This is a genomic window from Pseudomonas sp. MWU13-2517, from assembly GCF_023242545.1.
In the GTDB taxonomy this organism is placed as follows: domain Bacteria; phylum Pseudomonadota; class Gammaproteobacteria; order Pseudomonadales; family Pseudomonadaceae; genus Aquipseudomonas.
Window position 1 is genome coordinate 62,920 of sequence record NZ_JALMFA010000006.1, and the last position, 24,396, is coordinate 87,315.

Here is a 24,396-nt window from a genome sequence, read left to right on the forward strand (position 1 = left end):
ATGTCTGACGCGTTATGGGCGGCCCGGATGGGCGATGCGCTGTCCCACACCTCGATGATGGCGGACATCCTTGGCGGTGTGCTGGAGGTGGCGGCCAATATCGCGATCACCGCTGTGGCGACCGCTGCCGTGGTGGCCGCCACCGGCATTACCGTGGTCACCGGCGGGCTCGGCTGCTTCCTGCTTGGCGCGGTGGTGGGCACGATTGTCGGCCTGGCCATGAGCAAGAGTGGGGCCGATAAGGGCCTGACGAAGTTATGCGATGCCTTTAGCAACGCATTGTTTCCGCCCACGGTACAGGCAAACATTCTCACCGGATCCACCAACACCCTCACCAACAATATCCCCGCTGCCCGCGCCGCCGGGGCTATCAGCTCCCATGTCGCGCCGGCTGGCACCGAGCTGGAAGAAACCAAGCCTGAACCCGACCCCAGTTACCTGGATATGGCCGAGAGTTTCTTCTCGCAGATGTGGCGCCCTACGGTCGCGACGCCCGCGCCGGGCGCCGTGCCCAAGCCGCTGGACATGGTCGTGTGCATGAAGCATCCGCCGATGCCGCCACAGTTTCTGGCCGAGGGCTCGGAAAAGGTCACGGTCAACGGTCAACCGGCTGTGCGCAGTGGTGACCGTAGTACCTGCGATGCGACGGTGGTGTCATCGGGGCTGATTTCCTCCAACGTGACCATTGGTGGCGGCTCGGTGGTGGTGCGAGAAATTCGCAGCGGCAAGACCCCGGGCGTCGGGCTGGCGGTGACGGCGCTGCTGATGCTCAAGGGTGGCAAGGGCAAATTCTTCAGCAAGTTGCCGTGCATGTTGATTGGCGGGGCGACCTCGATGGCCGTCAGCAGTGCGATGGGCGCGCTGGCCAACGCGGCGCTGGGCTCGTCGAACCCGGTGCATGCGGCGACAGGCGCGAAGGTGCTGGGCGGTGTCGAGGAGCTGGATTTCGTGCTGCCCGGCATTCTGCCAATCGACTGGCAGCGCTTCTACAACAGCCGCGATGAACGCCCGGGCACACTGCTCGGGAAAGGCTGGAGCGTGGCCTATGAAGTGTGCGTCGAGATCCAGCCCCATCCGGAGGGCGGTGAGACGCTGATTTATACCGATGAGCAAGGCCGGCCCATCGACATGGGCTCCATTCCTTTGGGCGGCGCAGTGTTCAGTGCCGGTGAAGGGCTCGCGGTGCGACGCCACCTCAATGGGCAGTTGTTGATCGAAAGCGATGACGGGCTGTATCGCTTATTTGAACCCTCTGCCAACCCATCATTACTGCGTCTTAGCCAACTCGGCGACCGCAATGACAACCGCATCCATATTGACTACGACGAAGCCGGCCATCTGGTACGGCTGCGCGATACGTTCGATCTGGTGCAGGTTGAGTTGATCCGCGATCAAGGCCACCTGGTACGGATCGAACGCCTGTACCCCGATCAGCGCCGCGAAACGCTCGTCAGCTATGGCTTCGACGCGCAGGGAAACCTCGCCGAAGTGCGTGATGCCACTGGCCAGGTTCAACGGCGTTTCGCTTACGACAGTGGCCGCCGAATGGTGGAACATCAACTGCCCACCGGATTGCGCTGCTTCTATGAGTGGGCTTTGGTTGAAGGTCTGGAATGGCGTGTGGTACGGCATTGGACCGATGAGGGCGACGCTTACCAGTTCGAGTATGACTTGCAGGCCGGTATCACCCGCATCACCGATGGCTTACAACGCGTCAGTACCCGGCACTGGAACAGTCAACACCAGATCATTCTGTACAGCGACAACCTCAACCACACCTGGTTGTTCGAGTGGAATGATGAACGCCAGTTGCTCAGCGCCACTGACCCTCAGGGTGGGCGCTTCGAATACAGCTACGATGAGGCCGGCAACCTGATCGGCGAAACCGACCCATTGGGCCGCAGCGATTCGACCCTGTGGCTGGAACACTGGGCGTTGCCGCTGGTGGAGACCGATGCCGCCGACAACAGTTGGCAGTACCGCTACGATCCGCGCGGTAACTGTATCGCCGAGACCGACCCACTGGGCAACATCACTCGCTACCGGTACGACGCCCACGGCCAGGTCGTGGAAATCATCGATGCCACCGGCAAAAGCAAAAAGCTGCGCTGGAACCCGTTCGGACAACTGGTCGAGCATATTGATTGTTCGGGTTATCCGACGCGGTTCAGCTATGACGAGCGCGGTTATCTGCAGGTCATTATCGATGCGCTCGGTGAGCGCACTCAATTCAGCTACGACGCCCAGGGGCGTTTGCTCACCACTCAATTGCCGGACGGCCGTACCGAGCAGTACCAACGCGATGCAAGTGGGCAACTGGTCGGTTACACCGACCCGGCCGGGCACACCACGCTGTATCAGCACAACCGTCGCGGGCAGGTACGCCAGCGCACCGACGCCCATGGCCGGCAGGTGCAGTTCGGCTATGACAGTTATGGGCGGCTGCAAGCGTTGATCAACGAGAACGGCGAGCGTTATCGCTTCGCGTGGGATGCCGGCGACCGTTTGGTCGAGCAGCAAGACCTCGATGGCAGCGCCAAGCGCTACGACTACGACGTCTTGGATAACATCACAGCAGTGACGGCTTTCCCGGCCCCCTATGGCAGTGGCTTGGCTCTGGTCCCCGAGACGCCGCCCGCGCCTATCGTTCACCGACTGGAACGCGATGCGGTCGGTCGACTGGTGGCCAAAACCACTGACGATGGTCGCACCGATTACAGCTACGACGCGGTGGATCAGCTCACCGCTGTAACCTTCACCGACCTGCAAGGCAATACCCAGGCGCTGGGCTTCGCCTACGACGCCCTTGGCCAGTTGATTGCTGAACACAGCGCTGCAGGTGCCCTGCAACACCACTACGACGAACTGGGCAACCTGATCCAGACTCAGCTGCCGGACGGCCGCTGGCTCAACCGCCTGTACTACGGCAGCGGCCACCTGCACCAGATCAACCTCGACGGCCAGGTCATCAGCGACTTCGAACGCGACCGCCTGCACCGCGAAGTGCTGCGTACCCAAGGCCAGCTCAGTACCCGCAGCGAATACGACCGCAGCGGCCGCCTGCGTTCACGCCAACGCCGCTTGGCAAGTCAGCCATCGTTGATGCCGGCGGCCGCGCAAAAACAGTTCGAATACGACCCCGCCGACAACCTGATCGGCAAACTCGACCAACAACCCGCCTCGCAACATCGCCAACTGCTGCACTACGACGCCACCGGCCGCATCATCGCCAGCCAGGACAGCCTGCACGGCCAACGCGAAACCTTCGCCTACGACGCCGCCGCCAACCTGCTGGACGGCCCGCAGTCCGGCGCCGGGCTGGTGGTGCACAACAAGCTGCTGACTTATCAGGACAAGCGTTATCGCTACGACGCCTTTGGCCGCACGATTGAAAAACGCAGCGCCAAACGGGGCATACAGCGATTTGCCTACGATGCCGAAAGTCGGTTGGTTGAAGTGCGTAACGACGACGGCAGCGTAGTGCGAATGACCTACGATCCACTGGGCCGACGCATCGGAAAAACTGAGCATGGCAGTGATGGATATCCACTGGGCGAGTCTCGGTTCACATGGGACGGCCTGCGATTGTTGCAGGAGCATAAACACAGCCAGACCAGCGTCTATGTTTATGACGATGAAGGCTATGAACCCATTGCCCGCGTCGACGGCATGGGTCCGTTGCAGAAGATTCGCTATTACCACAACGACCTGAACGGATTGCCCGAGCAACTGACCGAGGCCGACGGGCATAACGTCTGGCGCGCCACGTATCAGGTGTGGGGCAATACCGTTGAGGAAGTGCGTGAGCCGTATTACATCGAAGAGCAGAACCTGCGGTTTCAGGGGCAGTATCTGGATCGGGAGACGGGGCTGCATTTCAATACGTTCAGGTTTTATGATCCGGATGTGGGGCGGTTCACGACGCCGGATCCGATTGGGTTGCTGGGCGGATTGAACCTCTATCAATACGCACCAAATCCTCTGACCTGGATTGACCCATGGGGCTGGGCTTGCAAAAGTGCAGTCAGTGGTAATAAAGGCCGAACCAAGGCAATCCATGACCTGAAGAGGAATGGGTTCAAAGTCGTCTCCGAAGAAGTCACCATGAAGGTAAACGGAAAACGTATCCGCGCGGACTTCGTAGCCAAGGACCGCAACGGAAAATTACATGTATTTGAAGTGAAGCACGGTACCGGGAAGCTGACCCCGAACCAAACTGGCTCCGGGGTCTTCGACATGACTAAGCCGGCCAACACCACTCAACACTTAGGCGGAGGCACAATCAAGCCCTCCGCCGGGACGAAAGGATCGTTCAAGGTTGATACCAAAGGAAAACCGGGGGTACCGTTAGGTGGAAAAGGCGCGCAGCACAACGCAACCTTCAATCTTCTGATCTACAAGTGAATAACATGAGCCTAGAAATTCGTAAAAATGTAGAAGTGGAGTTACTGACGGCGCTGAAGCAAATTGCGTCTCCCCACCTCGACATGAAGGTGAGCAAAAATAAACTTAGCCTATTTTCAGCGAAGGAGAAACTTGCAGAAATCTACCTTCAACATTTGACCAAAGCCGATGGTTACTATGCGGGAATGGAAATTTATACATGTGAGGCATTCAGCTTCTGTCTAAACCAATCCCCCCCCTATCAGAGCCGGCTGTTGAACGCGTCATTTTGTTCGAAGAGCTCCTTATCGGAAGAGACAAAACAGTTTGGCGACGAGGTGGGCGGCATCATTAGAACGCCGTCGCCGCAAGAAATAAGCCAGACTGTAAAAAAAATAACTGACCGTTTGAAAATTTTTTATCTGTCAAAGGCGGAGAACTGCATTCTTGGCACAACTGCATTGATTGATGATGTATTGGCTGAGCCTGACAATTATGCATTCCCGTTTCTCACCATCGTCTTTGCTGCCTATAAAAACAATCTTGGCCTGGATTCGGATGTACTCAAAAAAACTCTCGCAACCAAATCTATTTTTGGAAACAAGCAGTTCGACCTGGCATTAGCAAATAAGATTTTGAGCTAACAATACAAATACTCGTATCAGAAAAGGACGGATTTATTTAGTGCTCAATATTTAAATAGATCTGTCTCCTTTTCCATAACCTGCACACTAAAAACTCAAGGAAGTTTTTGATTTTTACCAGAGTAAGAATGCTTTTACCCAGGTAGTTTGAATATCACCGACATAGATCCCGCCTGACGCCGAAGGAAAAGTCCAAGAACGCTGGGCTGCCCCATTCATAACGTATGCGTCACTTTCAGTTGATGGACGTCACAAGATTACCAGGCATTAAAAATGGGCACCCGACCCAGTAGGCGTGCCCATTTTCTTACCAACCCGCCTCCCTTCAGACGGCCCCGCGATTAAGGGTTGACGCTGTCTTTGAGCGACTTGCCCGGCTTGAACGCAACGGTGTTGCTCGCCTTGATTTTCACCGGTTCGCCGGTTTGTGGGTTTTTGCCGGTGCGGGCGCCGCGGTGGCGTTGCAGGAAGGTGCCGAAACCAACCAGGGTGACGCTGTCCTTGCGGTGCAGGGCGCCGGTGATTTCTTCGAGAACGGCGTTGAGGACGCGGTTGGCCTGTTCTTTGGTGAGATCCGCTTTTTCAGCGATGGCGGCTGCGAGTTCTGGTTTACGCATATGTGAAGCCTCTTTGACGGTTTTTTGTTGTTATGTCCGTGCTGCTCTCTTACGGAGCAGCGCCCAAGGCGCCGCAGGCTCTACTCTGCGGCAGACGGGAGTGAGGATGGCATGCCCTCGAACGCCGCGCCAGCCTCGCAGCGACCTTTCTGAGGGTAGGAATGTGCTGATTCCGACAGAACGACCGCCATTTACGCCAACAAAGGCGGAAGTTCTTTGTTGAGGGCCAGTTTTTCCATGACTGCGCTGCCGGTCAGCGCGTAACCCAGCAGGCGACCGTCGGCATCGCGGCACAACGCCTTGATGTCGGCGCCTTCGCCTTCGACGCTCCAGGCACCCTCGCTGCCCCGAGGCGGTGGCGACACCACCAGCGGGCAGATCGGGGTTTTCACGGTAATCGGCATCGGCCCGTAGCTGACGGCGGTGGCGTTGCCGGCCAGGGTCTGAGCCAGGGCGCGGGCGCAGCTCATCAGCGGCATCACGTACAACAGGTTCAGCCCATCGACCTCGGCGCAGTCGCCCAGGGCGTAGATGTTGGCGTGAGAGGTCTTGAGATAGCGATCCACCATGATCCCGCGGTTGGTCTGCAAGCCGGCGGCGGCGGCCAGGTCGACCCGCGGGCGCAGACCGACGGCCGAGACCACCAGGTCGCAGTTGATCACTTCACCATCCGACAGATGGGCTTCCAGGCCATCTGCCGTGCGCTGCAGGCGGGTGAGCACCGGGCCCAGGTGGAAACGCGCGCCGAGACCTTCCAGCCCAGCCTGCACGGCGGCGGCCGCCGCCGGGTGCAGCAGGGTAGGCATGACTTGTTCACACGGCGCCACCAGGTCGATTTCATAGCCGCCAAGGATCAGGTCGTTGGCGAATTCACAGCCGATCAGGCCGGCACCCAACAGCAGCACGCGGCGCTTGCCGGCGGCGGCGGCGCGAAAGCGTGCGTAGTCTTCAAGGTCGTTGATCGGAAAAATCATATCGGCCGCATCGCCTTCGACAGGCACACGCACAGTCTCTGCGCCCCAGGCCAGGATCAAGTCGCGATAAGCCACCGCTTCCTCGCCGATCCACAGGCGCTTGTGGCCGGGGTCGATGCCGCTGATGCGAGTGTGAGTACGCACCTCGGCCTTGAGTTGCTCGGCCATGGCGCCGGGTTCAGCCATGCTCAGGCCATCAGCTTCCTTGTTCTTGCCAAAGCCGGTGGAGAGCATGGGCTTGGAGTAGGAGCGCCCGTCATCCGCGGTGATCAGCAGCAATGGGGTCTCGCTGTCGAGCTTGCGAAACTCTCGGGCCACGTTGTAACCGGCCAATCCTGTGCCGATGATCACGACAGGTGCGTTCATTCCTTTCTCCTAAGTCATACATTGCTTAAAAATTCAGATCAGCCGATTTCGATCATCTCGAAATCCATCTTGCCCACGCCGCAGTCCGGGCACAGCCAATCTTCCGGGACGTCTTCCCAGCGGGTACCCGGCAGGATTCCATCATCCGGCCAACCGTCTTTTTCGTCATAGATCAGGCCGCAGACTACACATTGCCACTTCTTCATTACTTACTTCCTCAGGGTCCAGGCATCTTGGCCGACGGTCGATAGACCAACGTTGCCGTGCGGCTCACGGCGTTTTGTACTGATCGGGGCCGGCAGATGCAAGCATGATCGACGCACAAGGCCGGTTCACCCCGGCAAAAGTTCAGGACGCCATGGTAAGCTCGCCGCCTCTTTTGCTGCCAATACTGACTCACCGTGCCGCACTCAATCGCCCTTCCCGATGCTTGCCAATGGCTGCCCCAGAGCCTTCTGAGCCCGTTGCCCGAGCCCCTGATCCTCAATTGGCTGTTCAATGAAGACTCGCTGACACGCCGGCTGACGCGACTGTCCAACGACGGCTTCAGCGTTACACCGTTGTTCGAGGGCTGGCAGCCGTTGCGCGATGATGAATGCGTGGCGCTGGGCTTGCCTGCAGCCACCGTCGGCTGGGTGCGCGAGGTGTATCTGCGCGGTGATGGCCAGCCGTGGGTGTTTGCCCGCAGCGTGGCGGCCCGCAGTGCCCTGCAAGGCGATGGCCTGCATATGGATGAGCTGGGTAGCCGTTCCCTGGGGGAATTACTGTTCTGCGACCACGCTTTCGTCCGTCAGGCCATCGAAGTGTGCCACTACCCCAGACAGTGGCTGCCTACTACGGATCAGGCCGATGGCCTCTGGGGCCGTCGCTCGCGCTTTGATCGCGGGCCATTGAGCGTGCTGGTCGCGGAAATTTTCCTGCCCAGCTTCTGGCATGCGCTGCATGATCATCCGGAGAACCGCTGATGTATCAACGTTTGCTCAAATCCTTGAACCACCTGAACCCCAGAGCCTGGGACTTCATTCAGTTGACCCGCATGGACAAGCCCATCGGCATTTACCTGTTGCTGTGGCCGACGTTATGGGCGCTGTGGATCGCCGGCAAGGGCTCGCCGTCCTTTATCAATATTGTGATCTTCGTGCTGGGCGTGGTGCTGACTCGCGCCGGCGGCTGCGTGATCAACGACTGGGCCGACCGCAAGGTTGACGGCCATGTGAAACGCACCGAGCAACGCCCGCTGGTGAGCGGAAAGATCAGCTCCAGGGAAGCGTTGGTGTTTTTTGCCGTCCTGATGGGGATCAGCTTTCTGCTGGTACTGCTGACCAATGCCACCACCATCCTGCTGTCCCTCGGTGGCCTGGCACTGGCGGCCAGCTATCCGTTCATGAAGCGCTACACCTATTACCCGCAAGTCGTGCTGGGCGCGGCGTTTTCGTGGGGTATGCCGATGGCGTTCACTGCTGAAACCGGCCACCTGCCTGCCACCGCGTGGTTGCTGTACATCGCCAACCTGCTGTGGACGGTGGGTTACGACACTTATTACGCCATGACCGACCGCGACGATGACCTGAAGATCGGCGTGAAGTCCACGGCCATCCTGTTCGGCGATGCCGACCGCGTGATCATCCTCACGCTGCAGGGCCTGTCGCTGGCCTGCCTGCTGCTGGCGGGTGCCAGGTTCGAACTGGGGGGCTGGTTTCACTTGGGATTGCTGGCCGCGGCGGGCTGTTTTGCATGGGAATTCTGGTATACCCGGGACAAGGATCGGCTGAAGTGCTTCAAGGCGTTCCTGCACAACCACTGGGCAGGGTTGGCGATTTTTGTGGGCATTGTCGCGGACTATGCGTTGCGCTGAGGTTGTTGTGGCGGCTGCCCCGACGCCATCGGGGACAAGCCCGCTCCCACAGTTGCAATGTGTTCCCCTGTGGGAGCGGGCGATTTCAGCGGCACCGCGTCATCAAGGCTTGATCACGTGCCACGCGCCGCCCTTGCCATCCCCGGCCTTGTCACCCGCCTTTTTGTCGTCCTTGTAGGTGTACACCGGCTTGCCTTTGTAGGCCCATTGGCTGCTCTGGTCATCACGGGTGATCACCGTCCAGTCACCCATCGACTTATCGGTGGACTCAGCCTTCAACGGTGGCCAATTGGTCGCGCACTGGTCCTTGCACACTGACTTGCCGTCGGCATCCTTGTCGAAGGTGTAGAGCGTCATGCCCTTGTGGTCGACCAGCATCCCGTCTTTGGTCATCGCCGGTTCCGCCGCGAATGCCAGCGTCGGCAGCGTCAGCGCAGCCGTGACCAGCAGGGCTTTCCAGGAAAACGTACTTTGAGTCATCGGAACCTTCCTTTTGTGGTTGTCAGGATTCGGTCCCAAAGCGTAGCCCAGAGCGACGCAAATTGCCCAAACGACTAAATTACTGTCACACGACTGCAATAATTCCGTTATCTAATGCGGCGCAAGACAGTTAAATGACAAGAGGATTTAGGCATGGTTGGCAGGAGCATTCTGATCGTCGACGACGAAGCGCCCATCCGCGAGATGATCGCCGTTGCGTTGGAAATGGCCGGCTATGACTGCCTGGAGGCGGAAAATTCCCAGCAGGCCCATGCCATTATCGTCGACCGCAAGCCGGACCTGATCCTGCTGGACTGGATGCTGCCCGGCACCTCCGGTATTGAACTGGCCCGCCGTCTCAAGCGTGATGAGCTGACCGGGGATATCCCGATCATCATGCTCACCGCCAAGGGCGAAGAAGACAACAAGATCCAGGGCCTGGAAGTGGGCGCTGATGACTACATCACCAAACCCTTTTCCCCACGGGAACTGGTAGCGCGCCTGAAGGCCGTACTGCGCCGCGCCGGCCCCACCGATGGCGAAGCCCCGATTGAAGTCGGCGGCCTGCTGCTGGACCCGATCAGCCACCGCGTGACCATTGACGGCAAGCCTGCCGAAATGGGCCCGACCGAATACCGCCTGCTGCAGTTTTTCATGACCCACCAGGAGCGCGCCTACACTCGCGGCCAATTGCTGGACCAGGTGTGGGGCGGCAACGTGTATGTGGAAGAGCGCACCGTGGACGTGCATATCCGCCGCCTGCGCAAAGCCTTGGGCGATGCCTACGAGAATCTGGTACAAACCGTGCGCGGCACTGGCTATCGGTTTTCAACCAAAGGTTGAGCTGCAAGCCCTCAGCCAGGAGCGGCAAGATAACAGCCGCACCGCTCTAACTTGAAGCTTGCAGCTTGAAACTTGCTGCTTTGAAGGATTCAAAGTGAACCAAAACTGGCATGGCACCCTGATCCGTCACATGCTTTTGCTGATCACCGGCTGCCTGCTGGTAGGCTTGATCAGCGGTTATTACGGCTGGAGCCTGGCTGTCGGTCTGGGCCTGTATCTGGGCTGGACCCTCAAACAATTGCTGCGTCTGCATGAGTGGCTGCGCCAACACAAACCCGACGAAGCACCACCCGACGGCTATGGCCTGTGGGGCGAGGTGTTCGACAGCATCTACCACCTGCAACGCCGCGACCAACGGGTGCGCGGGCGACTGCAAGCGGTGATCGACCGGGTGCAGGAATCCACCGCGGCGCTCAAAGACGCGGTGATCATGCTCGACAGCGATGGCAACCTGGAATGGTGGAACCGCGCCGCCGAGACTCTGCTGGGCCTCAAGACACCTCAGGACAGTGGCCAGCCGGTGACCAACCTGGTGCGTCATCCCCGCTTCAAGGAATACTTTGAGCAGGACAATTACGAAGAAGCCCTGGAAATTCCCTCGCCCACCAATGACCGTGTGCGCATCCAACTGTACTTGACCCGCTACGGCAACAACGAACACTTGATGCTGGTGCGCGACGTGACCCGCATCCACCAGTTGGAACAGATGCGCAAAGACTTCGTCGCCAACGTCTCCCACGAGCTGCGCACGCCGTTGACGGTGATCTGCGGTTATCTGGAGACGCTGCTGGACAATGTCGACGAGATCAACCCGCGCTGGAACCGCGCCCTGCAGCAGATGCAGCAGCAAGGCTCACGCATGCAGACCCTGCTCAACGACCTGTTGCTGCTGGCCAAGCTTGAGGCGACCGATTACCCCTCGGACAACCACCCGGTGACCGTGCAGAGCCTGTTGCAGACCATCAAGAATGATGCCCAGGCTCTCTCCGGCGAGCGCGGCCAGCACATCACCCTGGAAGCCGACCCGTTGCTGCTGCTCAAAGGCAGCGAAGGCGAACTGCGCAGTGCGTTCTCCAACCTGGTGTTCAACGCCGTCAAGTACACCCAGGACAATGGCAATATCCGCATCCGCTGGTGGGCCGACGAACACGGCGCGCACCTGAGCGTGCAGGACTCCGGCATCGGTATCGACGCCAAGCACCTGCCACGCCTGACGGAGCGCTTCTACCGTGTCGACTCCAGCCGCAACTCCAACACTGGCGGCACGGGGCTGGGCCTGGCCATCGTCAAACATGTGCTGCTGCGCCACCGCGCACGACTGGAAATCAGCAGCGTACTGGGCCACGGCAGCACCTTTACCTGCCATTTCCCGCCGGCCCAGGTGACCCGCTCGCGAGCGATCGGCGCAGATGAATAACCTGAAAACGATGCTGGACTGAATGTGGGAGCAAGCCCGCCCCCCTACTGAGTCTGCATCGTCCAGGATTGCCTTCCTTGTCCCGCCCGGCAGCGGGTACTAGGCAAGCGCCCCGTCAGCCGCTACATTGGCCGACTTGCGCCGACCTTTGCGGCTCACCTTTCACCCCTTATTGAACACACGGAACCTGCAAAACTCCATCATGGACCCTTCCCCTGGTATCACCCTCGCTTCACTCTTCGCCGACTTCGGCATGATTCTTTTCGCACTGGTCCTGGTACTGCTCAACGGTTTCTTCGTTGCGGCGGAATTTGCCATGGTCAAACTGCGCGCCACCCGGGTCGAGGCCATCGCCCACAAGAACGGCTGGCGCGGGCAAATCCTGCGCACCGTGCACAGCCAGCTCGACGCTTACCTGTCGGCCTGCCAGCTGGGTATCACCCTCGCCTCCCTGGGCCTGGGTTGGGTAGGTGAGCCGGCCTTTGCGCATATCCTTGAGCCGTTGCTGGATGCCGTGGGCGTGCAGTCGCCAGAAGTGATCAGGGGCGTGTCGTTCTTTGCGGCCTTCTTCGTGATTTCCTACCTGCACATCGTGGTCGGCGAATTGGCCCCCAAATCCTGGGCCATCCGCAAACCCGAGCTGCTGTCGCTGTGGACAGCGGTGCCTCTGTACCTCTTCTACTGGGCCATGTACCCGGCGATCTACCTGCTTAACGCCAGTGCCAACGCCATCCTGCGCATCGCCGGCCAAGGCGAGCCCGGCCCGCACCATGAGCACCATTACAGCCGCGAAGAGCTCAAACTGATCCTGCACTCCAGCCGCGGCCAGGACCCGAGCGACCAAGGCATGCGCGTACTGGCCTCCGCCGTGGAAATGGGCGAGCTGGAAGTGGTGGACTGGGCCAACTCCAGGGAAGACATGGTCACCCTGGACTTCAACGCCCCGCTCAAGGAAATCCTCGCACTGTTCCGCCGCCACAAATTCAGCCGCTACCCGGTGTACGACGCGGTGCGCAACGAGTTTGTCGGCCTGCTGCACATCAAGGACCTGCTGCTGGAATTGGCGGCCCTGGACCACATCCCCGAGTCGTTCAACCTCGCCGAGCTGACTCGACCATTGGAACGCGTGTCGCGGCATATGCCGCTGTCGCAGTTGCTGGAGCAGTTCCGCAAAGGCGGCGCGCACTTTGCCCTGGTGGAAGAAGCCGACGGCAAAGTCATCGGCTACCTGACCATGGAAGACGTGCTCGAAGTGCTGGTGGGCGATATCCAGGACGAACACCGTAAGGCTGAGCGCGGCATCCTCGCCTACCAGCCCGGCAAACTGCTGGTGCGCGGCGATACCCCGCTGTTCAAGGTGGAACGCCTGCTGGGTGTGGACCTGGACCACATCGAAGCCGAAACCCTGGCCGGCCTGATCTACGACACCTTGAAACGGGTGCCCGAAGAGGAAGAAGTGTTGGAAGTGGAAGGCTTGCGGATCATCATCAAGAAAATGAAGGGGCCGAAGATCGTGTTGGCCAAGGTCCTGCTGCTGGATTGATCCCTCAATTGCCCAACGCAAAGTTGGGCAATGTGTCTACCGGCTGGTTGAACTCATAGGGGATCGACACCAGCCCCGCCTCGGTAGCGCGCTGCACCACGAAATGCAGATGCGGCCCGCTGCTGTTGCCGGTATTGCCCGACAACGCCAGCGGGGTGCCCAGACCGACACGCTGCCCGACCCTGACACTCACCGAGCCTTGCTTGAGGTGCAGGTACACGCCCTCGGTACCGTCATCGTGGCGCACCCGCACGAAATTGCCGGACGCGTCGTTGCCGCGTCCAACCTGGTTGTTTTCGGTCTTCACCACGACTCCGCTACGCGCTGCAATGATGGACGTGCCTTCGGGCATGGCAATGTCCATGGCGTAGCGACTCTTGGCGTCGGTGTGGCTGAAGCTGCCGTTGGGGCCCTGCGACAGGCGAAACGGACCACCACGCCAGGGAAAAGGGTAACGGTAGGCCTGCTGTGGATAACTCGACGAGGGCAGTTCCGGTACCCGCCGCTTGACCCGCTCGATCCGGCGTTCCTGGATTACGAACGCCTGGGCGCCGGGGGTGTGCCGATCACTGAAAAACACCTCGCCATTGGCATCGGTGGATTTGTAGAGGGTCATGGCCTGGGTCGACAGGGCGACCGTTGCCAGCCCGCAGCAAAGCAGAAAGCGCATGATCATTGCGTGAACCTGCCGGAATGACTGATCGGCAGGCTAACAAGGGATCATGACAATGCTGTGTGCCGCGATGAAAATCGAATGCCTCGGGTTGCTCTCGATGCGGGGCGTCAGGCACTGGATGAGTTGACGGGTACACCCTCATCCAGCAAGCCCTTCCACACAGGCAGGTGTAGCCCGGTCAGCTACGCACCTGGCACAAAGTGCTTCTGCGCCGTGCCCCGGGCGATCAGGCGCGAGATGTAGTCGAGCTTCTGCGCATCCTGGTCGATAAACCGAAAGGTCAGTTGCAGCCAGTCACTGTCGGGCTTGGGCTCGTAAGCGACGATCGCGTGCAGGTAGCCGTTCAAGCGGGCGACCTCGGCGTTTTCGCCTTGTTCAAGGTCGAGTACCGCGCTTTCCAGTACCTGAGGCAGGATCTCGCCGCGACGCACCACCAACAGCGCTTCCTTGATGCTCAGCGCCTTGATCACGCACTGCTGGCTGCCACTGGACAGTCGTAGTTGGCCCTGGCCGCGGCTGCCTGTCGGCGCGGCTGCAGGCGCCTGTACAGGCGGGTTGTTGAGCAAGCCTTTGCTCGGGGCGGCGACGGCGGCGACAGGAGAGGCACGCGTGGCCTCAGGTTTACCGCCGGTCAGGGCGCTCAGGGAGTCGTTGCCGAACGCCGAGCTCACTTTGGTCGGTGCGCTGGCGATCAACGCGTCGAGACGGCCGACCTTGTGCAAAGCCTGCTTGACCTTGTTCAGCAGTTGCTCGTTGGTGAAGGGTTTGCTGACGTAGCCGGAAACCCCCGCCTGGATCGCCTGAACCACGTTCTCCTTGTCGCCACGGCTGGTCACCATCACGAACGGCATAGCCTTGAGGTGGGCCTGTTCACGGCACCAGGTCAGCAGCTCCAGGCCGGACATCTCGGGCATTTCCCAGTCGCACAGCACCAGGTCGAAGGTCTCGCGCATCAGGATGGATTGCGCCTTTTTACCGTTTACCGCGTCTTCGATCTTGATCCCGGGGAAGTAGTTGCGCAGGCACTTCTTCACTAGGTCGCGGATAAACGAGGCGTCGTCCACCACCAATACACTGACTTTACTCATCGACCCTTCATCCTATAAAAACTTCGGCACGCAAAACGCCTGACTGGTGGCATTTTGCCAAAACTCGCGGGTCACAGAAGGACTTTATTACTCCAGCTGTGCAAAAAATTCGAGGCCACAAACAAAAACGCCCGACCAAAGGCCGGGCGTTAATTTCTCGGGCAACCTTACTTATCGTCAGTTTCGCCTGGAACATTAGGGATTTGATCAACAGTACCTTCAACTTCGGCTTTCATGCGCTTGAGGCCCATGTGCCGTACGTCGGTGCCGCGTACCAGGTAAATCACCAGTTCCGAGATATTGCGCGCGTGGTCGCCGATACGCTCCAGGGAGCGTAGCACCCAAATGATGTTCAAGACCCGCGAGATAGAGCGAGGGTCTTCCATCATGTAGGTCGCCAGCTCGCGCAGCGCCGTCTTGTACTCACGGTCGATGACCTTGTCGTACTGGGCCACCGACAACGCCAACTCGGCATCGAAGCGCGCAAATGCGTCGAGTGCATCGCGCACCATGTTGCGCACCTGGTCGCCGATGTGGCGCACTTCCACGTAACCGCGTGGCGCTTCACCCTCTTCACACAACTGAATGGCGCGACGGGCGATCTTGGTGGATTCGTCTCCGATGCGCTCCAGGTCAATCACCGACTTGGAGATGCTGATGATCAAACGCAGGTCGGACGCCGCCGGCTGGCGACGTGCCAGGATCCGCAGGCATTCTTCGTCGATATTGCGTTCCATCTGGTTGATCTGTTCATCGATCTCGCGCACTTGCTGGGCCAGGCCCGAGTCGGCCTCGATCAGCGCGGTGACGGCGTCGTTGACTTGTTTCTCCACCAACCCGCCCATCGCCAGCAGGTGGCTGCGCACTTCCTCAAGCTCGGCGTTGAACTGCGCAGAGATGTGGTGGGTTAAGCCTTCCTTTGAAATCATGGTTTTGCTCCGCAAACGCTGTAAGCCGCAAGCTACAAGCTGCAAGCTGATGTGTGTCGTTGATCAAACTGCTTTGACTTGCCGCTTGAAGCTTGCGGCTTGCGGCCAGGGCTAGCCGTAACGGCCAGTAATATAGTCTTCGGTCTGCTTCTTCGCCGGGTTGGTGAACAGGGTATCGGTGTCGCCGAACTCCACCAGCTTGCCCATGTACATGAACGCGGTGTAGTCGGAAACCCGTGCCGCCTGCTGCATGTTGTGAGTCACGATGACGATGGTGAACTTGGACTTGAGCTCGTAGATCAGCTCTTCGACCTTCAAGGTCGAGATCGGGTCGAGAGCCGAGCACGGTTCGTCGAGCAGCAACACTTCCGGCTCCACGGCGATGGTACGGGCAATCACCAGACGCTGCTGCTGGCCGCCGGACAGGCCGAGCGCCGAGTCGTGCAGGCGGTCCTTGACCTCGTCCCACAGGGCTGCGCCTTTCAAGGCCCACTCAACCGCTTCGTCGAGGATGCGCTTTTTGTTGATGCCCTGGATGCGCAGGCCGTAGACCACGTTTTCGTAGATGGTCTTGGGGAACGGGTTCGGCTTCTGGAACACCATGCCCACGCGACGGCGCAACTCGGCCACATCTTCGCCCTTGCGGTAGATGTTGCTGCCGTAAAGGTTGATGGCGCCCTCCACACGGCAGCCGTCCACCAGGTCGTTCATGCGGTTGAACGTACGCAGCAGCGTGGACTTGCCGCAACCGGACGGGCCGATAAAGGCAGTCACGCGTTGCTTGGGAATGTTCATGCTGACGTCGAACAGCGCCTGCTTCTCGCCGTAGTACAGGCTCAGGCCCGGCACTTCGATGGCTACGGTCTCCTGGGCCAGGCTCAGGCTCTGCTTGTCGCGACCCAGGGCCGACATGTTGATGCCGTGGGTGTGGGTTTCGTGTTGCATGGTCTCACTCCGTTCGTAGCTGCCAGCTTCTAGCTGCAAGCTGCAAGATTTGGGCAAAAGCGGCTTGTAGCTTGCCGCTCGTGGCTAACAGCTTTAGCTATCCAACGCTTTGTATTTTTCGCGCAGATGGTTACGAATCCACACCGCCGACAGGTTGAGCGTGGCGATCACCAGCACCAGCAGCAAGGCAGTGGCATACACCAGCGGCCGCGCGGCCTCGACGTTCGGGCTCTGGAAGCCGACGTCGTAGATATGGAAGCCCAAGTGCATGATCTTCTGGTCCAGGTGAAGGTACGGGTAGTTGCCATCCAGCGGCAGCGACGGTGCCAGTTTCACCACACCGACCAGCATCAGCGGCGCCACTTCACCAGCGGCACGGGCCACGGCGAGGATCATGCCGGTCATCATTGCCGGGCTGGCCATCGGCAGCACGATCTTCCACAGCGTTTCCGCCTTGGTCGCGCCCAGCGCCAGCGAGCCTTCACGCACGGTGCGGGGAATCCGCGCCAAGCCTTCTTCGGTGGCCACGATCACCACCGGCACCGCCAGCAGTGCCAGGGTCAGCGAGGCCCAGAGCAGGCCTGGCGTACCGAAGGTCGGAGCTGGAAGGGCTTCGGCGAAGAACAAACGGTCGACCGAGCCACCCAATACATACACGAAGAAACCGAGGCCGAACACGCCGTAAACGATGGCCGGTACGCCCGCCAGGTTGTTCACGGCGATGCGGATCACGCGAGTCAGAGCGTTTTGCTTGGCGTATTCACGCAGGTACACCGCCGCCAGCACGCCGAACGGCGTCACGATCATCGCCATGATCAGGGTCATCATCACGGTGCCGAAGATCGCCGGGAAAATCCCGCCTTCGGTGTTGGCTTCCCGTGGGTCATCGCTGAGGAATTCCCAGACCTTGCTGAAGTAGAAGCCGATCTTGGTCAGGGTGCCCATGGCGTTCGGCTGGTAGGCATGTACCACTTTACCAATGCCGATTTCGACTTCCTTGCCGTTGGCGTCGCGAGCGGTCAGGCTGTCGCGGTTGAACTGGGTGTGCAGGTCGGCCAGGCGTGCTTCGACTTCTTTATAGCGATTGTTCAGCTCGGCACGACCAGACTCCATATCAGCCTGGGCCGTGGCGTCGAGCTTGCCTTCCAGCTCCAGCTTGCGGCCGTGCAGGCGGATGCGCTCCAAGCCTGCGTTGATCGCGCCGATATCAGACTTCTCCAGCGTCTTGAGCTGGGCAGCCAGCTTGTTGACGCGCTCCACACGGGCTTGCAGCTCAGGCCACGCCGCCTCGCCTTCGGCAACAACTTTGCCATCCTCCTTGACGTTGACCAGAGTGCCGTAGAAGTTGCCCCATTCACGACGCTCGATGGCCATCAGGTCGACCGGTTTGGTCTGGTCCTTCAACCAATCGCCGACGATCCAGGTGAAATCGTTGCCGTTCAGGTCACGGTTGCCGACCTTGATCAGCTCGCGGGTCATGAACTCCGGGCCCTGGTCGGGCACCGGCAAGCCAGCGCTTTTCAGACGCTCGCGGGGCACTTCTTCCTTCTGCACCACTTCGCCGACGACGATATGGTTTTCCTGGCCGGGCACGCTGTAGTTGGCCTGGATCAGGTCCGCCGGCCAGAAGTGGCCCAGGCCGCGCACCGCAATCACGGCCAGCAAGCCAATAGTCATGATGACCGCGATGGACACCGCGCCACCGCTGATCCAGACGCCGGGGGCGCCGCTCTTGAACCATCCATTCAGGGAGTTCTGTTTCACAGACTTCTACCTTTCTTAAAGCGACGAGTATTTCTTGCGCAGACGCTGACGGATCAGCTCGGCGAGGGTGTTCATGATGAAGGTGAACAGCAGCAGCACCAGCGCCGAGAGGAACAGCACGCGGTAGTGACTGCCGCCCACTTCCGACTCCGGCATTTCCACTGCGACGTTGGCTGCCAGGGTGCGCAGGCCTTCGAACAGGTTCATTTCCATCACCGGGGTATTACCGGTGGCCATCAGCACGATCATGGTCTCGCCTACGGCACGGCCCATGCCGATCATCAGCGCCGAGAAGATACCCGGGCTGGCGGTCAGGATGACCACGCGAGTCATGGTCTGCCATGGCGTGGCGCCCAGGGCCAGCGAACCCAGGGTCAGGCCGCGCGGCACGCTGAACACCGCGTCTTCGGCGATGGAGTAGATGTTCGGGATCACGGCAAAGCCCATGGCCAGGCCGACGACCAGAGCATTACGCTGGTCGTAGGTGATGCCCAGGTCGTGGGAGATCCACATGCGCATGTCGCCGCCGAAGAACCAGGTCTCCAGGTAGGGGCTCATGTACAGCGAGAGCCAGCCCACGAACAGGATCACCGGGATCAGGATCGCGCTTTCCCAGCCATCCGGCACCCGCAGGCGCAGCGATTCAGGCAACCGGCTGAAGATGAAACCGGCGACCAGGATGCCAATCGGCAACAGCATCAGCAGGCTGAAAATACCCGGCAGATGCCCTTCAACATACGGCGCCAGGAACAGGCCGGCGAAGAAGCCGAGGATCACCGTCGGCATCGCTTCCATCAACTCGATCACCGGCTTGACCTTGCGACGCAGGCTCGGCGCCATGAAGTAGGCGGTGTAGATCGCAGCGGCCACGGCCAGCGGTGCGGCCAGCAACATGGCGTAGAACGCCGCTTTCAGCGTACCGAAAGTCAGCGGCGCCAGGCTCATCTTGGGTTCGAAATCGGTGTTGGCGGCGGTCGATTGCCAGACGTATTTAGGCTCGTCGTAGTTTTCGTACCAGACCTTGCTCCACAACGCGCTCCACGACACTTCCGGGTGCGGGTTGTCCAGCAACAGCGGTTGCAGTTTGCCGCCGGCTTCGACGATCACATGGTTGGCGCGCGGCGACAGGCCGAACAAGCCTTGGCCATCAACCACCGGGTCCACCAGCAGGGTGCGGTGCGCGGTGCTGTGGAACACGCCGAACTTGCCGGAGGCGTCGAGGGCGGTGAAGCCTTTGCGGCGCTCTTCAGCAGTGATTTCCACGATCGGCGCGGTGCCCATCTGGAAGGTGCGGATCTGTTTCAGGCGCTGTTCGCCATCCGGGTCGCGGGCCATGAACCACTGGGCCAGGCCACCCTTGGAGTCACCGACGATCAGCGAGATGCCACCCACCAACTGCGTGCTGGCCGTGATTTCGGCGGTGCCGTCTTCAAGCAGCTTGTAGCGACCGTTGAGGCTCTTGTCGCGCAGGCTGAACACATCGGCCAGGGCACGACCGTTGACCACATACAGCCACTGCTGACGCGGGTCGATGAAGATCGCCTTCACCGGCTCAGTCATTTGCGGCAGCTCGATGCGCTTCTGCTCGCTGGTCACTTCGCCGGTCATCATGTTTTCTTCGCGGCTCAGGCTCAGCACGTTCAAGAAGGAACCCGCGGAACCGGCAACCACCAGCGTAGAGTCGGTAGCGTTGAGCGCGACGTGCTCCAGCGGGCGGCCTTGATCGTCGAGGACAATCGATGTTTCACCGTAAGGGTATTCCACAGCCGGGTTGATGGTTTTCTTGCCGTCCGGGTAAGACACCTTATAGGTGTGGCGGAATACCAGGGCCTGGCCATTGGACAAACCGAGGATCACCAACGGGTTGCCTGGCTGGTCTCGACCGATAGACACCACTTGGCTGCCGGCCGGCAGCGGCAGGTCGACACGCTTGAGCTCGGCGCCGGTCTGTACATCGAAGAACAGCGCCTGGCCCTTGTCGGAGACCCGCATGGCGACCTGGTTCTGTTCTTCGATGGCGAACATCAGCGGCTTGCCGGCGTCCTGCATCCATGCAGGCGTCAACGCAGCTTCCTTGGTCAGCGAAGCACCTTGGAACAGCGGCGCAACAACGTAGGCCAGGAAGAAGAAAATCAGGGTAATGGCGCCGAGGACGGCGAGACCGCCGACCAGTACGTACCAACGGGTCAGGCGATCTTTGAGCGCGCGAATGCGGCGCTTGCGTTGCAGCTCAGGCGTATTGAAATCAATGCGCTTGGGGGGGGAAGTCGTCGTCATGGTGGAATTGGCCAGATCATTCATGCGCACACCCTAGCGATCCTGTATGACAGAAAGATGACAATGCAGTGACGCAAGAAATCCGCCGCGTAGCAGGGCTTGCAGCGGATTAAAAATTGGAAGGCGAGGTCCAGGTCTTACAGACCTCGCCTGGGCCTTGAACCGTGGAGCGAGCCCGGTTCAAGGCAGCTTTACCGAAGGCTTACTTGGCGCCTTCTTTCAGACCCAGGTCAGCCAGGGCCTTGGCGGCAACTTTGGCTGGCAGTGGGATGTAGCCGTCTTTCACTACAACTTCCTGGCCTTGCTTGGACAGCACCAGCTTCACGAACTCAGCTTCCAGCGGAGCCAGAGGCTTGTTCGGGGCTTTGTTGACGTAGACGTAGAGGAAGCGCGACAGCGGGTATTTGCCGTTCAGGGCGTTTTCTTCACTGTCTTCGATGAAGTCGGTGCTGCCTTTCTTGGCCAGCGCAACGGTCTTCACGCTTGCAGTCTTGTAGCCGATGCCCGAGTAACCGATGCCGTTCAGCGAGGAGCTGATCGACTGCACGACCGAAGCCGAACCTGGTTGTTCGTTCACGTTTGGCTTGTAGTCGCCTTTGCACAGGGCTTCTTCTTTGAAGTAACCGTAAGTGCCGGACACCGAGTTACGACCGAACAGTTGCACTGGCTTGTTGGCCAGATCGCCGGTCACGCCCAGGTCGCCCCAGGTTTTCACGTCGGTTTTAGCGCCGCACAGACGAGTCGAGGAGAAGATCGCGTCGACTTGTTCCATGGTCAGGTGCTGGATCGGGTTGTCCTTGTGTACGAAGACAGCCAGGGCATCCACCGCAACCGGGATAGCGGTTGGTTTGTAGCCGTACTTCTGCTCGAAGGCAGCCAGTTCGGTGTCCTTCATCTTGCGGCTCATCGGGCCCAGGTTGGAGGTGCCTTCAGTCAGCGCAGGTGGCGCGGTAGCAGAACCAGCGGCTTGAATCTGGATGTTGACGTTCGGGTATTCCTTTTTGTAACCCTCAGCCCACAGGGTCATCAGGTTAGCCAAGGTATCGGAACCGACGCTGGACAAGTTGCCCGACACACCAGTGGTCTTGACGTACGCCGGAATTGCCGGATCAACACCAGCGGCCACCGCGTTGGCGGTCGCAACGCCAGCAGCGACAAAAGTCATTGCCGCCATCAAACGTTTCAGTTTCATGCCTTGCTCCTAGCAGATAGGGATAGTTGGATCGGGGCCAAGTATCAGTAGGCCGTGTGAACACTCTATGTCTGTAATATGACAATTAGATGAAAGGCCAGCATTTATGGAAAACCTGACAGGAGGGATAAAGCTCAATGAATGCGGGAGTCGCGAGGAATTTACAGCGCATGAAGCGAGATTGCAGAAACACCCTGTAATCTATGACCCTCCCTACGCGACTACGTAGGAAGGATCTTCAAATGCCGATCAGCGTGCACGTCTCCAGAGATACCCGCCTACGGCCATCCCCATCACGCACAGAACCGCAACGTAATAAGCCGGGCCCATTGGACTTTCCTTCATCAGCAGCGACACCGCCAATGGGGTCAGGCCACCGAACACGGCGTAGGCGACGTTGTAGGAAAATGACAGACCACTGAAGCGCACCACGGGTGGGAAGGCTTTCACCATCACGTAAGGCACTACACCGATGGTGCCGACAAACAGACCGGTCAAGGCATACAGCGGGAACAGCCAGTCGGGATGGGCAAGCAGGCTGTGATACAGCGTCCACGAAGTCGCCAGCAACAGTGCGCAACCGCTGACCAGCACACGGCCGGCACCGAAGCGGTCGGCCAGCGCGCCGGAGGCAATGCAGCCCAGGCTCAAGGTGACGATGGCCAGGCTGTTGGCTTGCAGGGCCACGGTCGGGCTGAAGTGGTAGATGGTCTGGAGCACGGTCGGGGTCATCAGGATCACCACCACGACACCCGCCGACAGCAACCAGGTCAACAGCATCGACAGCACGATGGCGCCACGGTGATCGCGCAGTACCGCACGTAAAGGCAACTCGGCAGCCAGGGTCTTGCGCTGCTGCATCTCGGCGAAGATCGGCGTTTCATGCAGCCAACGACGCAGGTACACCGACAGCAGGCCAAACACACCGCCGAGCAGGAACGGAATACGCCAGGCGTAATCCGAGACCTGCTCCGGGCTGTAGATTGTGTTGATGGCCGTGGCCACCAGCGAGCCCAGCAGAATACCGGCGGTGAGGCCGCTGGTCAGGGTACCGCAGGCGTAGCCGATATGCCGGGACGGAACGTGCTCGGAGACGAACACCCAGGCGCCCGGAACTTCGCCACCAATTGCCGCGCCCTGGATGACCCGCATCAGCAGTAACAGAAGCGGCGCCCACAGGCCGATCTGCGCGTAGGTCGGCAGCAACCCCATGATCAGGGTCGGCACGGCCATCATGAAGATACTCAAGGTGAACATTTTCTTGCGACCCAGCAGGTCGCCGAAGTGCGCCATGATGATGCCGCCCAGCGGACGTGCCAGGTAGCCCGCGGCGAAGATGCCGAAAGTCTGCATCATGCGCAGCCATTCAGGCATGTCGACAGGGAAAAACAGTTTTCCCACCACGGTGGCGAAAAACACGAAAATGATGAAGTCGTAGAACTCCAGCGCCCCGCCCAAGGCAGACAGCGACAGGGTTTTATAGTCGTTGCGGGTCAGCGGGCGCGAAGGTTGCGCACTGCTTGCGGGCACGGAGGACATGGCAAGGCTTCTCTTATAGTAATCAGAACGGCAAGCCCGGGACTTGCATCGGGCCTGGCAAGATAGCAAATCGCCTGGAAAAGCACAGCGCCCGTCGAATAACACTTCGGCTGGGCAAAATACGCCTGGTTCATACGCTCTAACCGCAATAAGAAGCACAGTTACCGGAAAAAGCCGCATTACAGACGCTAATTGCCGACCAAATGAGTGTCGGGAGGTCGTCGCGACGCAATCGTCTCGATATACTCGGCCCTTGCAAGCGCCAGACCCGCTGTCTTGAGGGGCTGCTGTGCCAAAACGTCGTTGGGTGCCATCCAGCCGATTTGGCAGAGTTTCCCTTTAGTACGCCTTACGAGAAATGCATTGAGCGGTGTATGTTGGTGCTGAAACGTTTTTTTCGAAGACGGCTATCCACTTGAAATACCCATGAAGCGTCACGGGTCAGAGGCACCCTCGGCATGATCGAACTCGAACAAGAAGATCCTATCCCGCAAGGCGATCTCGCTCTGCAAATCACTGCGCTCCCGCGTGAAACCAACGGCTTTGGCGACATCTTCGGCGGCTGGCTGGTCGCGCAGATGGACTTGGCCGGCACCGCCATGGCCAGCAAGGTCGCAGGTGGGCGCGTAGCCACCGTAGCGATCGATCGCATGGCGTTCCTGGTACCCGTGGCCGTGGGCGCGCAGCTGTCCTTCTATACCCAGGCCCTGGAAATCGGCCGCAGCTCGATCCAGATGATGGTCGAAGTGTGGAGCGACGACCCGCTGTCCAGCGAATGGCGCAAGGTTACCGAGGCGGTGTTTGTATTCGTCGCCATCGATGGCAGCGGCCGTACACGCTCGGTGCCGCCGCGCGCGCGTTAAA

20 protein-coding genes are annotated in these 24,396 nt (G+C 59.8%); 8 read left to right on the top strand and 12 right to left on the bottom strand.

Annotated elements, in window-relative coordinates:
* Together M5B97_RS10320 and M5B97_RS10325 are read left to right on the top strand one after the other, a co-directional pair.
* The gene (locus M5B97_RS10320; RefSeq protein ID WP_248731415.1) at positions 1–4,404 is read left to right on the top strand and encodes an RHS repeat-associated core domain-containing protein; all 4,404 of its coding nucleotides are present in this window, start codon (positions 1–3) and stop codon (positions 4,402–4,404) included.
* Positions 4,405–4,409: 5 nt separating this feature from the next.
* Positions 4,410–5,027, top strand: a complete 618-nt coding sequence (locus tag M5B97_RS10325) for a hypothetical protein (RefSeq protein WP_248731416.1) — start codon at positions 4,410–4,412, stop codon at positions 5,025–5,027.
* Positions 5,028–5,368: 341 nt separating this feature from the next.
* Here M5B97_RS10325 and M5B97_RS10330 read toward each other — a convergent pair whose 3' ends face one another.
* The 3 genes from M5B97_RS10330 to M5B97_RS10340 form a co-directional block, all read right to left on the bottom strand.
* Positions 5,369–5,644, bottom strand: coding sequence for an HU family DNA-binding protein (locus M5B97_RS10330; protein WP_003213368.1), 276 nt, complete (start codon positions 5,642–5,644; stop codon positions 5,369–5,371).
* A gap of 191 nt (positions 5,645–5,835) precedes the next feature.
* On the bottom strand, positions 5,836–6,984 hold the full coding sequence (locus M5B97_RS10335; protein WP_123716582.1) for an FAD-dependent oxidoreductase: 1,149 nt from the start codon (positions 6,982–6,984) through the stop codon (positions 5,836–5,838).
* 38 nt (positions 6,985–7,022) lie between these two features.
* The gene (locus tag M5B97_RS10340) at positions 7,023–7,190 is read right to left on the bottom strand and encodes a rubredoxin (protein ID WP_015886569.1); all 168 of its coding nucleotides are present in this window, start codon (positions 7,188–7,190) and stop codon (positions 7,023–7,025) included.
* A 195-nt stretch (positions 7,191–7,385) separates the two neighbouring features.
* Here M5B97_RS10340 and M5B97_RS10345 point away from each other — a divergent pair, with 195 nt between their 5' ends.
* Positions 7,386–7,949 (top strand): chorismate lyase, encoded by a 564-nt coding sequence (locus M5B97_RS10345; RefSeq protein WP_248731417.1) that lies wholly within the window; start codon positions 7,386–7,388, stop codon positions 7,947–7,949.
* On the top strand, positions 7,949–8,839 hold the full coding sequence (ubiA, locus tag M5B97_RS10350) for a 4-hydroxybenzoate octaprenyltransferase (RefSeq protein WP_123716584.1): 891 nt from the start codon (positions 7,949–7,951) through the stop codon (positions 8,837–8,839). The genes M5B97_RS10345 and ubiA overlap by 1 nt, the downstream gene beginning before the upstream one ends.
* Positions 8,840–8,941: 102 nt before the next feature.
* Here ubiA and M5B97_RS10355 read toward each other — a convergent pair whose 3' ends face one another.
* Positions 8,942–9,319, bottom strand: coding sequence for a hypothetical protein (locus M5B97_RS10355; protein ID WP_123716585.1), 378 nt, complete (start codon positions 9,317–9,319; stop codon positions 8,942–8,944).
* A gap of 153 nt (positions 9,320–9,472) precedes the next feature.
* Here M5B97_RS10355 and phoB point away from each other — a divergent pair, with 153 nt between their 5' ends.
* The 3 genes from phoB to M5B97_RS10370 all read left to right on the top strand — a co-directional run bounded on the left by phoB (position 9,473) and on the right by M5B97_RS10370 (position 13,122).
* Positions 9,473–10,162, top strand: a complete 690-nt coding sequence (gene phoB / locus M5B97_RS10360; protein ID WP_003176964.1) for a phosphate regulon transcriptional regulator PhoB — start codon at positions 9,473–9,475, stop codon at positions 10,160–10,162.
* 130 nt (positions 10,163–10,292) lie between these two features.
* A complete protein-coding gene (gene phoR, locus M5B97_RS10365) occupies positions 10,293–11,579 on the top strand; it encodes a phosphate regulon sensor histidine kinase PhoR (protein WP_248731520.1) in 1,287 nt (428 codons plus the stop codon).
* A gap of 202 nt (positions 11,580–11,781) precedes the next feature.
* Positions 11,782–13,122, top strand: coding sequence for a hemolysin family protein (locus M5B97_RS10370; RefSeq protein WP_134659481.1), 1,341 nt, complete (start codon positions 11,782–11,784; stop codon positions 13,120–13,122).
* A gap of 4 nt (positions 13,123–13,126) precedes the next feature.
* Here the strand turns inward: M5B97_RS10370 and M5B97_RS10375 are convergent, their stop codons facing one another.
* From M5B97_RS10375 to M5B97_RS10410, 8 genes are all read right to left on the bottom strand, one after another.
* On the bottom strand, positions 13,127–13,798 hold the full coding sequence (locus tag M5B97_RS10375) for a M23 family metallopeptidase (protein ID WP_248731418.1): 672 nt from the start codon (positions 13,796–13,798) through the stop codon (positions 13,127–13,129).
* Positions 13,799–13,980: 182 nt separating this feature from the next.
* Entirely contained in the window at positions 13,981–14,886 is a 906-nt protein-coding gene (locus tag M5B97_RS10380; RefSeq protein WP_248731419.1) for a response regulator, read from the bottom strand.
* Positions 14,887–15,053: 167 nt separating this feature from the next.
* Complete coding sequence (gene phoU, locus M5B97_RS10385) at positions 15,054–15,815, bottom strand: phosphate signaling complex protein PhoU (RefSeq protein ID WP_123716590.1); 762 nt, start codon at positions 15,813–15,815, stop codon at positions 15,054–15,056.
* Between the two features lie 111 nt (positions 15,816–15,926).
* Positions 15,927–16,760 (bottom strand): phosphate ABC transporter ATP-binding protein PstB, encoded by an 834-nt coding sequence (gene pstB, locus M5B97_RS10390; protein WP_134659483.1) that lies wholly within the window; start codon positions 16,758–16,760, stop codon positions 15,927–15,929.
* Positions 16,761–16,853: 93 nt separating this feature from the next.
* Entirely contained in the window at positions 16,854–18,524 is a 1,671-nt protein-coding gene (gene pstA, locus M5B97_RS10395) for a phosphate ABC transporter permease PstA (RefSeq protein WP_123716592.1), read from the bottom strand.
* Positions 18,525–18,539: 15 nt separating this feature from the next.
* Positions 18,540–20,573, bottom strand: coding sequence for an ABC transporter permease subunit (locus M5B97_RS10400; RefSeq protein WP_248731521.1), 2,034 nt, complete (start codon positions 20,571–20,573; stop codon positions 18,540–18,542).
* A 430-nt stretch (positions 20,574–21,003) separates the two neighbouring features.
* Complete coding sequence (locus tag M5B97_RS10405) at positions 21,004–21,993, bottom strand: phosphate ABC transporter substrate-binding protein PstS (RefSeq protein WP_123716594.1); 990 nt, start codon at positions 21,991–21,993, stop codon at positions 21,004–21,006.
* Positions 21,994–22,242: 249 nt separating this feature from the next.
* On the bottom strand, positions 22,243–23,532 hold the full coding sequence (locus M5B97_RS10410; protein ID WP_123716595.1) for an MFS transporter: 1,290 nt from the start codon (positions 23,530–23,532) through the stop codon (positions 22,243–22,245).
* Positions 23,533–23,990: 458 nt separating this feature from the next.
* Between M5B97_RS10410 and M5B97_RS10415 the strand changes: the two genes are divergently transcribed.
* Positions 23,991–24,395, top strand: a complete 405-nt coding sequence (locus M5B97_RS10415) for an acyl-CoA thioesterase (RefSeq protein WP_007896491.1) — start codon at positions 23,991–23,993, stop codon at positions 24,393–24,395.
* Position 24,396 lies beyond the last annotated feature (1 nt).